This is a genomic window from Bartonella sp. CL434QHHD (genome assembly GCF_042195145.1).
Lineage (GTDB): Bacteria > Pseudomonadota > Alphaproteobacteria > Rhizobiales > Rhizobiaceae > Bartonella.
The window spans coordinates 129,704-145,716 of sequence record NZ_JBHINT010000025.1 but is presented as its reverse complement, the minus strand read 5'-3'; the positions used below and the strand labels follow the sequence as shown (position 1 = coordinate 145,716).

The following is a 16,013-nucleotide window of genomic DNA, read 5'->3' as shown; positions in this document are numbered from 1 at the left end:
ATTAAGACGCATTAGTGCTGTTCGAGCAGTTCCAGCTTTTGTATGCCAAATAGGGGCAAGGGTATCGCGTATCTCTGTTTGTGTAATCTCTGAAACGGGGAGGCAACCTAATTTAGGGAGAATGTAAAGCCGCAAAGGTGAAAACCAATCACTAGCCTTACCATCTCTTTTTAATTCGGCTTTACGACTTTCAAAAGCATCTACGGCAATGTCTTTTAAGTAATGGAGATTGCTTATTGCCTCACGCTTTTGTTTATCGCGTTCTTGAATAGGGTCACGCCCTTCACGAAGAACAGCACGCCACCCAGTTGCTAATTCACGGGCTTGTTTTAAAGAGACATGTCTTAAGGCACCCAAGCCCATTTCACGGCGCCGACCATGAATGGTATAGCGATAAATCCATTGAGCACCTCCATCTTTACGCTTATGAAGTAACAAGCCGGCACCATCATTATATTTGCCAGCTCCCAATGTTGCGACAGCCCTTGCATTAAGACGGTTCATAAGAGCCATTTTTAGTCCTTTCTTATACAAATTTTATCCACACACTCATCCCACTTGTTATGTACAAATGAGTGGTTTTGATTGATTCAACATAAACAGATTTGAAATGAGAGAATCCTACGTTATTCGAGACTCTCATTCAACATACAAAACAGTGAATTATCATTATAAATCAATGTCTTGTAGAAATCATAAAGATAAATTAAGAAGTGATGTAAAGATAGGAACTTATTTATACCTTTAAAACTTCGTATTTTTCCCAGTTTAGGCTGTCTGGTCGTTTCAGGTATAAACAAAACAGAGAATAAATATGCAATTATGCGCGCATTCTTATTTGGCAATACGACAACTGAAACAGCTTATAAAGCGCTAAATTGTTTTTAGTCTTTGCTTCAAACGTGTTGCACTACTGGAATTAGGTGTTGGTTTACAGGTAATAATAAAAGTACAGGCTTTGTTAGTATGCTGTATTTTACAATAAAAAGCGTTTCTAAGAATTGGAATTATAGAGAGATGGGCGTAGTAAAACATCTTTTAGAAATTTTCCCGTATAGGAAGCGGGAACCTTAATGATGTCTTCAGGGCGTCCAATTGCAACAATTTCACCACCGCGATCTCCACCTTCTGGTCCTAAATCAATAATCCAGTCGGCTGTCTTTATAACATCAAGGTTATGTTCAATGACTATAACTGTGTTGCCTTGCTCGACTAGTTCGTGAAGCACTTCAAGAAGTTTGGAAATATCATGAAAATGTAAACCTGTTGTCGGTTCATCCAAAATATAGAGTGTACGTCCCGTTGTTTTACGAGAAAGTTCTTTCGCAAGTTTTACACGTTGTGCTTCCCCACCAGAAAGTGTGGTTGCTTGCTGTCCTACTTTTATGTAACCCAATCCTACTTTAATGAGAGTTTCCATTTTATTATGAATAGCGGGAATAGCTTGGAAAAATTCTTCTGCCTTTTCAATTGTCATATCCAAAATATCGGCTATAGACTGTCCTTTGAATTTTATTTCTAGTGTTTCTCGGTTATAGCGTTTTCCTTTACAGACATCGCAAGTAACATAGACATCAGGTAAAAAGTGCATTTCAATTTTGATGACTCCGTCGCCTTGGCATGCTTCGCACCGTCCTCCTTTAACATTAAATGAAAAACGCCCAGCTTTGTAACCGCGGGCTTTTGATTCTGGAAGATCAGCAAACCACTCACGAATCGGTGTAAAAGCACCTGTATAGGTTGCGGGATTAGAGCGTGGGGTGCGTCCAATAGGGGACTGGTTGATATCAATGACTTTATCAAGAAATTCTAATCCTTCAATTTTGTCATAGCTGGCAGGGCTGTGATGAGAGCCCATGATATGATGTGATGCTGCTTTGAAAAGCGTTTCAATAAGAAATGTTGATTTTCCTCCTCCAGAAACACCAGTTATGCATGTGAAGGTTCCAAGAGGAATATTCGCATTGATATTTTTGAGGTTATTGCCTTTGGCGCCAATGACTTTAAGTGTTTTCGTTTTTGATATTTTGCGTCGCTTTGTCGGCATTTTAACAGCCATTTTTCCTGAAAGGTATTGGCCTGTGAGAGAGGCTGAATTTTCTATAATTTCCTGCGGTGTCCCTTGCGCTATGATTTCTCCACCATGAACGCCCGCGGCAGGCCCCATATCAACAACATAGTCTGCTGTGAGAATAGCATCTTCATCATGTTCAACAACAATAACTGTATTGCCAAGATTGCGCAAATGACGCAGCATTTCCAAAAGGCGTTCATTATCGCGTTGGTGTAAACCGATAGATGGTTCATCTAAAATATAAAGAACACCTGTAAGACCAGAACCAATTTGGGATGCCAACCGAATGCGTTGGCTTTCTCCCCCTGAAAGCGTTCCTGAATTTCGAGACAAGGTAAGATATTCCAATCCTACATGATTTAAAAAAGCCAAGCGTTCACGAATTTCTTTTAAAATACGTACGGCGATATTACGTTGTTTTTCTGTGAGATATTGATGAACATTGGCAAACCAATCATCTGCCTTTAGAATAGAAAGATCTGATATTTGCCCAATATGCATTCCGTTTATTTTTACAGCAAGTGCCTCTGGTTTTAAACGATAACCGTGACAAGCTGGGCAGGGCGAAGAAGACATATAACGTTCGATTTCTTCTCGAGACCAAGCAGAATCGGTTTCTTTCCAGCGTCTCTCCATATTAGGGATGATTCCTTCAAAGGGTTGGGTCATTTTATGCGAACCAGAATTATTTTTATAGATAAAAGAAATTTCATCTCTTTTTGTACCGTAGAGAATAGCCTGTTGTGCTTCACTAGAGAGTTCACACCATTGATCTGTGAGTTTGAAACCGTAAGCTTTTCCTAATGCTTCTAAGGTTTGACTATAATAAAGTGAATCTGATTTAGCCCAAGGAGCAATGGCTCCATTCTTTAGGGTAAGGTTTTTATTTGGCACAATTTTTAGTGGATCCATTGCCTTTTTGATACCCAATCCATCGCAGAGAGGACAGGCCCCAAAAGGATTATTGAACGAAAAAAGGCGTGGTTCAATTTCAGGAATAGAGAAACCCGATACTGGGCAGGAAAACTTTTCTGAAAAAATGAGCCGTTTGTGTGTATCATTTTTTGATTTATGAGCAGATTCCTTTGTCGTTTCTTTTTGTGCTAAGGGTTGGTCTGCCATTTCAGCTATGGCAAGCCCATTTGCTAGCTGTAAACAGGTTTCTATACTATCAGCCAAGCGAGAGGTGATATCCTTCTGTACAACAATGCGGTCTACCACGACATCGATGTCGTGTTTATATTTTTTATCAAGAGGTGGAATATCAGCGATTTCATAGAATTTTCCATCAACTTTAGCGCGTTGAAATCCTCTTTTTAAAAGTTCTGTTAGCTCTTTTTTATATTCTCCCTTTCGTCCTCGCACTAAGGGTGCCATAATAAAAATTCGTGTTCCTTCTGGTAAGGACATAATTTGATCCACCATTTGACTTACTGTCTGGCTTTCAATAGGAAGTCCTGTTGCAGGAGAATGAGGAATACCAATACGTGCAAAGAGAAGACGCATGTAATCGTGGATTTCAGTAACGGTACCTACCGTTGAACGAGGGTTGCGACTGGTTGTTTTTTGTTCAATGGAGATAGCTGGAGAGAGACCGTCTATGCGGTCGACATCGGGTTTTTGCATGACTTCCAAAAATTGGCGTGCATAGGCTGAAAGGCTTTCGACATAGCGACGTTGTCCTTCAGCGTAAATTGTATCAAACGCTAAAGATGATTTCCCTGATCCAGAAAGTCCTGTTATAACAATGAGTTTGTCACGAGGCAGATCAAGATCAATATTTTTAAGGTTATGCTCACGTGCACCGCGAATGGAGATATATTTTTGATGAGTCATACTTTATCCTTGGCATATGTGGCAAAAATTGAGCACCTAAAATGGAATAAAACTGTTTTTTTAGAATTACAATGTGTTTAACTGCTTTAATGCAAAAGGAAGGTATAAGTTTTGTGAAAAAAATACAAATGAGCAGCTTTTTATTCTCTCGTGGTGGAATAAACTATGTGTTTTTATCATCTTTTGGTATAATTACACTCAATACAGTATTGAGAAAGGATAGCATACCCATATTGATGGTCAATTGCGACATGTAAATTGAAGGTCAAGATGGTTATAACTGTTATAGAACAGAGTACTTTACGAATTAAAATTTTGGAGTTTATACGATGGCTGGTAGCCTTAATAAAGTTATTTTGATTGGTAATCTTGGTGCCGATCCTGAAATCCGCCGTTTGAATTCTGGTGATCAAGTGGCAAATCTGCGTATTGCTACTTCAGAAAGTTGGCGCGATCGGAATACAAATGAGCGAAAAGAACGCACTGAGTGGCATAGTATTGTTATTTTTAATGAAAACCTTGTCAAAGTTGCAGAGCAATATTTAAAAAAAGGCAGCAAAATTTATATTGAGGGGCAGTTACAGACACGAAAATGGCAAGATCAAAATGGAAATGACCGTTATACAACAGAGATTGTTTTGCAAAAGTACCGTGGCGAATTACAAATGCTTGATGGGCGGGGAGCTGCGAGCGGGGAGCAAGGAGCAAGTCAAGGGGGGAGTTATAGTGGTGGCTTTGCCGATAGTCACTCAAATCAGAGAAATACTTTTGGTCAAAATAATAATCAATTGGGAGAAAGTTTTTCACACAAATTAGATGATGATGTCCCTTTTTAAGAGTCTTTAAATTGCAGTATTATGATCATTTTATGGTTTGCTTGTTTCAGATTTTTGAAGTTTAGCGAAGTGAAAATTGTTAATTATTATTGGTAATTTAAAATATAAATTAATAACATCTTGAAAAATATTGTTAAATTTCTTTTTTGTCATGGGAGAGAAATTAGCATTTTGGTGTATTTTTCGCTATAAATAAAGTGAAATGATTCTTTTTTGAAAGTTTTGAAATTGTGACCGATCTTACTCCACACCCAGAACGTGATGTGCTAACCGGTATTGAACCAATCAGTATTATTGATGAAATGCAACGCTCCTATCTCGATTATGCGATGAGCGTGATTGTTTCACGTGCACTCCCTGATGTCCGTGATGGTCTTAAGCCTGTTCATCGACGTATCCTTCATGCTATGAATGAGATGGGGCTTTCTTTCAATAAGTCGTATCGTAAATCTGCTGGTGTTGTTGGTGAGGTTATGGGGAAATTTCATCCCCATGGTGATGCTTCAATTTACGATGCATTAGTGCGTATGGCGCAGGACTTTTCTTTAAGAAATCCATTAATTGATGGTCAGGGAAATTTTGGTTCCGTTGATGGTGATCCACCTGCGGCCATGCGCTATACTGAGTGTCGTTTAGAAAAAGTTTCAGAAGAACTTTTAGCTGATATTGATAAAGATACTGTTGATTTTCAGGATAATTACGATGGGCGTGAGCGTGAACCGGTTGTCTTGCCAGCGCGTTTTCCCAATCTTTTGGTTAATGGGTCAGGGGGGATTGCTGTGGGAATGGCAACCAATATTCCTCCCCATAATCTTGGTGAAGTCGTTGATGGTTGTATCGCTTTGATTGATAATCCCGATATCACACTCGATAAAATAATTGAAATTATTCCTGGTCCGGATTTTCCTACAGGGGGCATTATCCTCGGACATTCTGGTGTTCGTGCAGCTTATGAAACAGGGCGTGGCTCAATCATTATGCGTGCTAAAGTTGAGATCGAAGAGATTCGCAGTGGTCGACAAGCAATTATTGTGAGTGAGATCCCTTATCAAGTTAATAAGGCAACGATGATTGAGAAAATGGCCGAATTGGTGCGCGATAAACGCATTGAAGGAATCTCTGATTTGCGTGACGAATCTGATCGTGATGGATATCGGGTCGTTATTGAGCTGAAGAAAGATGTTGTTGCGGAAGTTGTTTTAAACCAATTATATCGGTATACGCCGCTGCAAACTTCCTTTGGTTGTAATATGGTTGCTTTGAATGGGGGAAAACCCGAACAGATGACGTTGCTTGATATGCTTCGTGCATTTGTTTCTTTTCGGGAAGAAGTTGTCAGTCGGCGAACAAAATATCTTTTGCGTAAAGCGCGTGAGCGAGCACATGTTTTGGTTGGTCTTGCCCTTGCTGTTGCCAATATTGATGAAATTATAGCGCTTATTCGCAAAGCTCCTGATCCGCAGACAGCACGTGCACAGTTAATGGAGCGACGCTGGCCAGCGATGGATGTTGCGCCTTTGATTAAACTTATTGATGATCCTCGTCATATTATTCATGAGGATGGTACTTATAATCTCTCTGAAGAACAGGCGCGTGCTATTTTAGAATTGCGTTTGCAACGATTGACAGCCCTTGGGCGTGATGAAATTGCTGATGAATTGAATAAAATTGGCGTGGATATCGCTGACTATCTTGAGATCTTGGCATCACGCGTGCGGATTATGTGTATTGTTAAGGATGAGTTGAGTGCTCTTCGTGAGGAGTTTGCAACGCCGCGACGTACCGTATTTGGTTTTGGTAGCGCTGAGATGGAGAGTGAAGATCTGATCGCGCCAGAGGATATGGTGGTAACGGTAAGCCATAGTGGTTATATTAAGCGTGTGCCTCTTAATACCTATCGTGCACAGCGACGTGGTGGTAAGGGGCGTTCTGGTATGTCCACGAAGGATGAGGATTTTGTAACGCGGTTGTTTGTTGCCAATACGCATACTCCGGTTCTTTTCTTTTCATCACGTGGGATTGTTTATAAGGAAAAAGTTTGGCGACTGCCGCTGGGGACACCCCAATCGCGTGGGCGGGCTTTGATCAATATGCTTCCCTTACAACAAGGTGAGCGTATTACAACGATTATGCCTTTGCCTGAAGATGAAGCGAGCTGGAGTGCATTAGATATTATGTTTGCGACAACACGTGGAACTGTGCGTCGTAATAAATTATCAGATTTCGTTCAGGTTAATCGTAATGGTAAAATTGCAATGAAACTTGATGAAGAAGATGAAATTCTTTCTGTTGAAACCTGTACAGAACATGATGATGTTGTTCTAACAACAGCCAATGGACAATGTATCCGTTTTCCAGTTGTTGATGTTCGGGTCTTTGCTGGGCGTAATTCTGTGGGAGTTCGTGGTATCAATTTAGCTAAAGGCGATAAAGTCATTTCGATGACAATTTTAGAGCATGTCGAGGCGACGTCCATTGAGCGTTCTGCTTATATTAAACGTGTAATGAATGAACGGCGTGCTTCTGGTGCAGATGCTGATGTTGAAGATGTTATAACTCTTGATGAAGAAGATGGGGGTGCTGAAACAGAGTTAACAGATGAACGTTATGCAGAACTTCATGCACGTGAACAAATGCTTTTGACAGTGAGTGAGTTTGGTTATGGTAAACGTTCTTCTTCCTATGAGTTCCGGATTTCGGGACGTGGCGGAAAGGGGATTCGCGCAACAGATCCATCTAAAACAGCTGAAATTGGTAAATTAGTAGCGGCTTTTCCGGTGAAGGCGCAAGATCAAATTATGTTGGTATCAGATGGGGGGCAGCTTATTCGTGTCCCTGTTGAGGGAATTCGTACTGCTGGGCGCTCAACTAAGGGAGTCACAATTTTTAATACAGCCAAAGGTGAAAGAGTCGTATCGGTTGAACGTATTTCTGAACCTGAAGATGATACGAGTTCATTAGATGATGAAGGTGAGAAGCATTCTGATACAGTTGATATGAGCGAAGAAAAATAATTTTTAAGAGGAAGGAGTAAAGTCATGAAAATTGCTCTTTACGCGGGTTCTTTTGATCCTCTTACAAATGGTCATCTTGATGTTTTGAAAGGGTGTTTTGTGTTAGCTGATAAGGTGGTCGTCGCTATAGGGATACAGGCTGACAAAAAAACACTTTTTAGCTTCGAAGAGCGTGTTGATTTCATTACGCAGGTCGGGAAAGACTTGTTTGGTGCAGATTCTAATCGATTGCAGGTTCTTTCATTTAGCAACCTTCTCATTGAGAAGGCGCGTGAAGTTGGTGCTTCATTTCTCATTCGTGGATTGCGTGATGGTACTGATCTTGATTATGAAATGCAAATGGCCGGGATGAATGGCGTTATGGCTCCTGAATTGCAAACTGTTTTTTTGCCGGCAAGTGTTTCTGGGCGTGCGATAACTTCTACATTAGTACGCCAAATTGCCTCTATGGGAGGTGATGTGACACCATTTGTACCGCCCAATGTTGCACAAGCTTTGAGCTCGAAATTCCAATCTTTTAGGGGAGAATAATTGTGTCTCGTAGAATTTTTGCTGTTTTGATATGTGTGTTTTGTTTTTTTTCATTGTCCGCTGTCGCTGGTAATCCTAGACCAGCAAGCGATGCAAGCCTTCTTGTTTTATCTCTCAAAGATGGTGATGTCATTATTCGTCTGCGTCCTGATTTGGCGCCAAAACATGTTGCGCAAATCAAAAGATTAACAGAGGAGGGGGCCTATAATAATGTTGTGTTTCATCGCGTTATTCCTAATTTCATGGCACAAACTGGTGATGTAGAATTTGGAAAAAAAGGCAGTAGAGATTTTGATCTGAAACGCGTTGGTATGGGTGGCTCAAATTATCCCAATATACCGGCAGAGTTTTCAAAACAGCCGTTTAAGCGTGGTACAGTTGGGATGGCACGGTCACAAGATCCGGATTCCGCGAATTCTCAATTCTTCATTTGTTTTGATGATGCTGCTTTTTTAAACGGTCAGTATACGGTTGTTGGAGAGGTTATAAAGGGGATGGATGTTGTTGATAAAATAAAAAAAGGTACGACAAATAATAATGGATCTGTAAAAAATCCTGATGTTATTAATGCTGCTACTTTACAAGTTGAGAAATGAATCAAGGGAGCTTTCCATATGGCTGAGAATAAAAATCCAGAAAATACTTTAATTCTTGAAACCACAAAGGGCAGAGTTGTTATTGAGCTTTTTGCTGATTTAGCACCTTGTCATGTTGCACGTATTAAAGAATTGGTACGTGAAGGTGCTTATGATAATGTTATTTTCCATCGCGTTATTGATGGTTTTATGGCGCAAACAGGGGATGTGCAATTTGGAAAGAAGGATAGTGAAAAATTCAATTTATCACGTGCGGGTATGGGGGGGGCAGAAAAACCAAATTTAACAGCAGAGTTTTCAAATCTTTCTCATAAGCGTGGTACAGTTTCTATGGCACGGAGTCAGAATCCAAATTCTGCTAACTCTCAGTTTTTTATTTGTTTTGCAGATGCTCCGTGGCTTGATCGTCAATATTCCATATGGGGGCAGGTTGTTGAAGGTATGGAAAATGTTGATAAAATTAAACGTGGTGAACCTGTTTCAGATCCAGATTCAATTACCAAAGCCATTATTGCTGCGGATGCAAAATAGTATAAACTATACTGATTTTAATTGTAAGTTTCTAAGAAAAAAATACTCTTTTCTGATCAATAAAGGCACACAAAACTCTTTTGTAGTATCACGCTTACCTTTTATAATTTCGAGCTAAGCATTGTCCATATATTTCCTTCAATCGGATCTTCCTTAAGAATATAACGCAAAAGATTTGTACAAACACCTGTCAGAATAAGAAAACGCAAAGTCTGTTGTATTATGGTTGTTGTTTGGCAAAGTGTTTTATAAAAAATTTGGCATTTCTCTTCCATCCATTGTCGGTCTTAATGGTTTTATGATGTTACTTTCCTGAGAGAGAGTGTGCTTTTGTTTCTGCTTGTAAATCAACATCCAATCCTAATGCAGAAGCATGTTTGAAACACATATTAAGACGGATAAGAGCTTTACTCGCTCATCCAGTTTTCTTAGTAAGGTGGAAAACAAGCATTTATATATATTGGCGTAATCTTTAAAATAAGAAGACAGTTTAATCTTAGAAGAATATAATAAAGGCGCAGAAGTGAAACAAATGGCAAGTCTTGCCATCTCCTTTTTAATTCAGCTTTACTTTTTTAAAAGTATCTAATGCAATATCTTTTAAATAATGAAGATTATGCATGGACTTACGCTTTTATTTTTCTCGTTTTTTTATAGAGGAACGCTCCAAACGGAATACACTTGTGTTGCATATTTACGTGTTTTTTTAAGAAGCATTTCTCAGTACATATCAACATTCACTTCCACGATGACATTCATGGCATGTATAGTTTTAAAGCTATAAATAGTATAAAATATTATGCACCACCATCTTTAAAGCTTGTGAAGGAGCAAACGGGTACCATCATACGCTTTTTCAGCCTCTAATGTTACGATAGAGCTTTTGGTATTTGAGAATCTTTACAAAAAGCATTTTTAGTTTTTTAAAGTATTTTTATTTACACGTTAATTTCTTTTGTGAATTATCTCCAATGCCAAGAGCTATCTCAATATTGTGAGTGGATAAATGATTATGTTCATTTGCACTTTTATTAAGCGTGAGGATCGCTGTGCCCAGTAGATGAAAAATTTTTATCTGTAAAAGTTAAAGAATATTGTGAGCTGTACAATGCGTTCAAAATTTTCTTTTATGGGTACAAAGTTACTGCTTATGGAAGTATGTGAAGATGAAATTATTGTGATAATAATTTTGCAGTTCTGTTAAGGATAAGCGTAGGTATTTTGAGGTATGATATTATAAGGATTTTACTATTTTTCTAGAGTTAGATTATCACTTTTATTATGGTGATTTCTTAACAAGAAATGTTCTTTTATCTCGTTTAATTTTTGATGCTGGTTACAATATTGAGCGAATCAAAAATTAATTCATAAGCTTATGACAATGCGCGTAAGGGGATATCTTTTTTCTTTCTATAGAGATATGCATTGATGGAATCAAAAAGACGAGAGTTATGATAAAGACATTTCATTATAGAAAAATTGCTCAAGATGGGTATGCACGTCGAGGAGAAATTATAACGGGGCGAGGATGTGTTCGTACACCCGCATTTATGCCTGTTGGGACGGCAGGAACTGTTAAGGCTATGTATATGGATCAAATTCGTGATCTTGGTGCAGATATCATTTTGGGGAATACTTATCATTTAATGTTACGTCCAGGAGCTGAACGTGTTGCGCGTTTGGGAGGATTACATGAATTTTCACGCTGGAGCGGACCTATTTTAACCGATTCTGGTGGATTTCAGGTTATGTCATTGGCGGGAATCCGTAAAATTACTGAACAAGGTGTGATTTTTCGCTCTTACATTAATGGAGCTTACTATGAAATGAGTCCAGAGCGTTCTATCGAAATTCAAGGACTTCTTGGTGCGGATATCCAGATGCAGTTGGATCAATGTATTGCATTACCAGCAACTGAAAAAGAAATGGAAGAAGCTATGGAACTTTCATTGCGGTGGGCGCTGCGTTGTAAAACAGCTTTTGGAGATCAGCCAGATAAAGCATTGTTTGGGATTGTTCAAGGTGGTGATAATATGAAACTGCGTGAACGTTCTGCTCAAGCATTAAAAGAAATGGATTTAAAAGGTTACGCTATTGGAGGGCTTGCTGTTGGTGAGCCGCAGAGTGTTATGACAGCAGTATTGGATACTACTTGTCCGATTTTACCAGAGGATAAACCACGCTATCTTATGGGAGTAGGGACACCTGATGATATTTTACAAAGTGTTGCACGTGGTGTTGATATGTTTGATTGTGTTATGCCAACGCGTGCAGGACGTCATGGTTTAGCTTTTACCCGCTTTGGTAGAATTAATTTGCGTAATGCGCGTTATGCAGAAGATCCACATCCTCTTGATCCACAGTCACTTTGTCCAGCAGCACATGATTATAGTTGTGCTTATTTGCATCATTTGATCAAATCTGGTGAATCTCTTGGGGGGATGTTGTTGACTTGGAATAATCTTTTTTATTATCAACAACTTATGCAGGGAATTCGTGATGCCATTGAGGAAGGCTGTTATGCTGATTTTTGCGCTGAAACGCGTGCTCTATGGGCACAAGGACGCTAAAATATTAATCGTAATATAACGCCTCATTTTTTTATTGAATTTATTCTCGCACTTACAAATTTAGTTAAAAATATGAAATTAGAAACATCTTCCAAAATTATAAAATTTCACTATCTTAAAATATAACAGTGCGGTTTTATAAGGGCACATATTCTGTTTCTAATTACTATATAAAAACAGAAACTGTTACTCCGGTACGCGCTACCTGATCCGGAGAAAAACAGTTTTTCTGTTTCTGATGACTGTTTACAGCAACAATGTTAATGAGGCGTTAGCGAACTCTTAAAGAAGTATGAAAATTGTATTTTTATGAGATATTTTGTGTTTTTTATTATTAAAGGTAAATAATGGATTATATACAATCGAACAGATAAATTTTTAGAAAATTAAAATAAAACTAAAATAAGATTACATATTTAAAATGTTATAATTTTATATTGTTATTATTTTTATATATTAAAATAAATATTATTTACATAGATTTATATAATATTATTAATATTGTAAAACTAAAAATTTATAGTTTTAATGTAATAAAAATTAAATATTAATCACAATAATTATCATATATTATAAAATATCAATATATATATTGAAACAAAACTTATTATATTTGTTTTCTGCTTTGTTTATAGAATTTATATGAAAATAATCATAATATATTTACGTGAATATTTTAATTTACAGATAGTGAGTTAGATATCTGATGCGATTCCTCTGTGAGGGAGGGGGAAAGATGCCTAAAAGAGGATATTTAATAAATCTAGAAACCAAGCACTATTATCATGAGAATTTTTTAAAGACTCTATAATAATTTATAAGAATGGCCTAAAGTTGAAATTATAGCTTATCGATTTGGGGGATCTGCATTTAGGTAGCAAAAATAAAGCAACAATAATTGGGGGAGAAGTTTTATCTTTGTATCAAGATAATGATGAGATATTGTTCACTTGTTTGAAATGCATTATTCAGCAAATTTTAGAATTATTTATAGGGTATAGTATATCGTTGTAAAATAAAGTTTTCACTGTAAAATTTCAACGGCTGAAAAGAGGAGACAAAGTTTATTATCTGGTATATCTGATAGAAATAGGTGAATGTGAATACGTCTATGACCTTGAGGTTTTCAAAGATTTTCCATTAAAGAATCTTACTTAAAACTCCATAAAATGCTTTATATATAAAAATATTTCTAAAACTTTATTGGGGACTATTGGGCATGCGTATAACAATGTTTTGAATTTTTGTTTGTGTGTATTACAGATATTTACAGTTAAAACTCCTATCCAGAAGTGATGATATGAGGGATTCTTATCAACAAAAGGTTCTTGCATTGGGAATTGATTCGAGAATACGACGTTTAATAATTTTAGCTCTTGCCGTGGGCAGTTTTGCTATTGGTACTGCAGAGTTTGTTGCAATGGGGCTACTGCCAGAGATGGCACGAAGTTCCTATGTTGATATTCCTACCGCTGGTCAATATATTTCTGCTTATGCATTAGGAGTTGTGATTGGAGCACCTCTTTTAGCTGTGGCAACAGCTCAGGTATCACGCAAAACTGTTTTGATAGGCTTGATGCTTTTTTATGCCTTAGCAAATATTGCTAGTGCCTTTGTTTCTGATTTTAGCATATTAGTAGTATTACGCTTTCTCAGTGGACTTCCCCATGGAATCTATTTTGGACTTGCGGCTATGGTTGCCTCTTCAATGGTAGAAATGAAAGAACGTTCTAAAGCTGTTGGATATGTTATGCTTGGCTTAACAATTGCAACCGTTTTGGGAGCACCCAGTGCTACTTGGATTGGTCAACTTATTGGTTGGCAGATTGCTTTTGTCCTTGTGGGGATGATCGCTTTATTATGTTGTTTGCTTATTTGGAATTTTTTTCCTTGTGATTCAAGTTTTCCAAAAACGAATCCTTTGCAAGAAATGGGTGCATTAAAGCAAAAGCAGGTGTGGCTTCTTTTGTTGATGGTGTCGGTGGGAGCGTCAGGATTATTTTCTGTTTTCACTTATATCAAGCCAACATTAATGCATATTTCTGGTGTTTCACTTGAGTTGGTACCATTTATTATGCCGTTAGTTGGATTGGGAATGGTGGTAGGAAATCTCTTGGGGCCTAAATTAGCCGTTAAAATTGGTATTTCGCCGATGATATTTTTTTCTATGCTTTGGAGCGTATTTGTTTTTTTTATTTTTTTATTTTTATCCTATGCTCCGTTAACAGCGGCAATAGGATGCTTTTTTGTTGGAACTTCTTTTGCTGCTATGCCTTCTATACAAACAAAAATTATGGATGTTGCACTACAGGGACAGATTTTGGCAGGAGCATTAATGCAGTCTGCTTTTAATATTGCCAACGCTCTTGGTGCAGAATCTGGAGCATTAGTTTTAAAATTGGGTTATAGTTATGAATATACAGCTGTTTTAGGAAGTGTTCTAACTTTGTGTGGATTAATGGTTTTTTGCGTCTCATGGTATATGGAGAAGCATGCTTAATGTTTTTCATTTTTAAAATGAAGAAGGTATTTTTATGTTTATTTAATTATTGGAATGTCCTGTTGGATTTTTTAACATGCAGTAAGAAATGCGCAGCGCTAATGGAATAGCAAAACAAAATAAAAAACCAATGAGCACTACAAGAAGAGTTTTTGCTGCTAAGATCATTCCTATTGTTCCTCCAGGATTAAAGAGTCCGGCAAGATTGGTGATAACTCCGGCTAGAGTTGCACTCAATGCAGCTGAAAATAGTTGTACGGAGGTAAGGGATTCACTGGCACGGAGAGCATCTTCATCATTTGTACATTGTAAAATTCGTGTGAGCAAATGTGGCCATGCTATGCCTGCACTGATTCCAATAGAAAATAGTGCTAAGCAAATAATAAAAATATATTCAAGCGTGGAAACTTCTGTTGGTATGAGCCATAAAAGAATCGCTATACCTAACAGTTTTAATAGGGGTGAGTATATAATGATGTTGCGAATTTTTTTTGTGGAGACAGCAGCACTTGAGAGGGCTCCACACGTCCACCCTAGGCTCATAAGTGTTGCTATATAACCGGCTATAAGTGGAGCTTGTCCATGAAGTTCTTGAAGAAAAAGTGGTAAATAAAGTTCTATACTGTACACGACTGTTGTCATAACGAGTATTAATGCGTAAACAGGAAAAATTTCAGAAGAGAAAGAAAAGGATTTGCGCGGCAACATAGGATGAAAGCTATATGATTCGATTTTTGCTAAAACAAAGAGAAGACTAAGTCCAATAACTAATCCGCAAATTTTTGCCATTGTTGTGTCCATAGCTCCTCCAACAGAGATGATAAAAATCAATAAGGTGAGTGTGAGAAGCTGGAGAAGAGGAAGGGGGGATGTTGGAACATAGTTTTCATTCTTTTTGGGTAAAATTTTAAAGGCTATGAGTGAGAAGAATATAGCTAATGCGCCAATGATCCAAAAGGATGCTCTCCATAGGCCATAATATACAGAAATTCCTCCGATTGCTGGTCCTAACAAGGTTGATATTCCCCACATTCCAGAGATAACACTTAATGCGTGTGACCATAAAGATGGGCTGAAAACAATACGTACCATGGAATAGGATAGAGATAACAAAGAACCACTTCCCAATCCTTGAATAAAGCGTCCTATTAAAAATAATGGCATAGATGAAGAAATGCTGCACAGGAAAGTGCCTAGGGTAAAGATAAGACCAGAGATAACATAAGCGTTGCGAGGACCTAATTTCCCTAATATTTTTGTTGCAAGTGAAGTACCAAGGAGTGAAGCTGTAATAAAGACAGTCGCCACCCAAGAATAATATTCATTGCCAATATGATTTATAAGGGAAGGTAAAATAGTAATAACAATATAAACATTGGTAGCGTGTAATATAACACCACCTGTAAACGTTAAAAAGCAAAGACCATTTTTACCCAATAAAAGCTCAGACCAGCTCTGTTGTTTCACTGTTTTTTGCTATTTAATAAAAATTTATCCTCTTTTTACTTATAAGGTACTTCTTTGA

Annotated in this window: 10 protein-coding genes and 1 pseudogene; 7 read left to right on the top strand and 4 right to left on the bottom strand. The window is 37.8% G+C overall.

What is annotated here, in order from left to right:
- On the bottom strand, positions 1-513 hold a 513-nt coding region (locus ACFILN_RS04575; RefSeq protein ID WP_375670974.1), incomplete at its 3' end, for a tyrosine-type recombinase/integrase.
- 481 nt (positions 514-994) lie between these two features.
- Entirely contained in the window at positions 995-3,910 is a 2,916-nt protein-coding gene (gene uvrA / locus ACFILN_RS04570) for an excinuclease ABC subunit UvrA (RefSeq protein ID WP_375660585.1), read from the bottom strand.
- Positions 3,911-4,239: 329 nt separating this feature from the next.
- On the opposite strand from uvrA, the gene ssb reads away from it, so the two are divergent.
- The 5 genes and pseudogenes from ssb (at position 4,240) to ACFILN_RS04545 (ending at position 9,418) form a co-directional block, all read left to right on the top strand.
- Positions 4,240-4,746: a single-stranded DNA-binding protein gene (gene ssb, locus ACFILN_RS04565; protein WP_273791491.1), complete on the top strand. Its 507-nt coding sequence runs from the start codon at positions 4,240-4,242 to the stop codon at positions 4,744-4,746.
- A gap of 230 nt (positions 4,747-4,976) precedes the next feature.
- On the top strand, positions 4,977-7,760 hold the full coding sequence (gene gyrA, locus ACFILN_RS04560) for a DNA gyrase subunit A (RefSeq protein WP_273791490.1): 2,784 nt from the start codon (positions 4,977-4,979) through the stop codon (positions 7,758-7,760).
- 24 nt (positions 7,761-7,784) lie between these two features.
- A pseudogene (coaD, locus tag ACFILN_RS04555) lies at positions 7,785-8,304 on the top strand (pantetheine-phosphate adenylyltransferase).
- Positions 8,294-8,887 (top strand): peptidylprolyl isomerase, encoded by a 594-nt coding sequence (locus ACFILN_RS04550; protein WP_375654505.1) that lies wholly within the window; start codon positions 8,294-8,296, stop codon positions 8,885-8,887. Before coaD ends, ACFILN_RS04550 begins: the two are co-directional and overlap by 11 nt.
- An 18-nt stretch (positions 8,888-8,905) precedes the next feature.
- On the top strand, positions 8,906-9,418 hold the full coding sequence (locus ACFILN_RS04545; RefSeq protein WP_273791487.1) for a peptidylprolyl isomerase: 513 nt from the start codon (positions 8,906-8,908) through the stop codon (positions 9,416-9,418).
- Positions 9,419-9,519: 101 nt separating this feature from the next.
- On the opposite strand, the gene ACFILN_RS04540 is transcribed toward ACFILN_RS04545, so the two are convergent.
- Positions 9,520-9,693: an integrase gene (locus ACFILN_RS04540; RefSeq protein ID WP_375670972.1), complete on the bottom strand. Its 174-nt coding sequence runs from the start codon at positions 9,691-9,693 to the stop codon at positions 9,520-9,522.
- A 1,176-nt stretch (positions 9,694-10,869) separates the two neighbouring features.
- Here ACFILN_RS04540 and tgt point away from each other — a divergent pair.
- Together tgt and ACFILN_RS04530 are read left to right on the top strand one after the other, a co-directional pair.
- Positions 10,870-11,988, top strand: a complete 1,119-nt coding sequence (gene tgt, locus ACFILN_RS04535) for a tRNA guanosine(34) transglycosylase Tgt (protein ID WP_273791486.1) — start codon at positions 10,870-10,872, stop codon at positions 11,986-11,988.
- Between the two features lie 1,300 nt (positions 11,989-13,288).
- Positions 13,289-14,488, top strand: a complete 1,200-nt coding sequence (locus ACFILN_RS04530; protein WP_375631313.1) for an MFS transporter — start codon at positions 13,289-13,291, stop codon at positions 14,486-14,488.
- Positions 14,489-14,530: 42 nt separating this feature from the next.
- Here ACFILN_RS04530 and ACFILN_RS04525 read toward each other — a convergent pair whose 3' ends face one another.
- The gene (locus ACFILN_RS04525) at positions 14,531-15,955 is read right to left on the bottom strand and encodes an MFS transporter (protein ID WP_375631314.1); all 1,425 of its coding nucleotides are present in this window, start codon (positions 15,953-15,955) and stop codon (positions 14,531-14,533) included.
- Positions 15,956-16,013 lie beyond the last annotated feature (58 nt).

Bases quoted from the DNA above. Each gene is read 5' to 3' on its own strand.
- uvrA (WP_375660585.1), bottom strand. From the start codon at position 3,910: ATGACTCATCAAAAATATATCTCCATTCGCGGTGCACGTGAGCATAAC.
- ssb (WP_273791491.1), top strand. From the start codon at position 4,240: ATGGCTGGTAGCCTTAATAAAGTTATTTTGATTGGTAATCTTGGTGCC.
- ACFILN_RS04545 (WP_273791487.1), top strand. From the start codon at position 8,906: ATGGCTGAGAATAAAAATCCAGAAAATACTTTAATTCTTGAAACCACA.
- ACFILN_RS04540 (WP_375670972.1), bottom strand. From the start codon at position 9,693: ATGGAAGAGAAATGCCAAATTTTTTATAAAACACTTTGCCAAACAACA.
- tgt (WP_273791486.1), top strand. From the start codon at position 10,870: ATGATAAAGACATTTCATTATAGAAAAATTGCTCAAGATGGGTATGCA.
- ACFILN_RS04530 (WP_375631313.1), top strand. From the start codon at position 13,289: ATGAGGGATTCTTATCAACAAAAGGTTCTTGCATTGGGAATTGATTCG.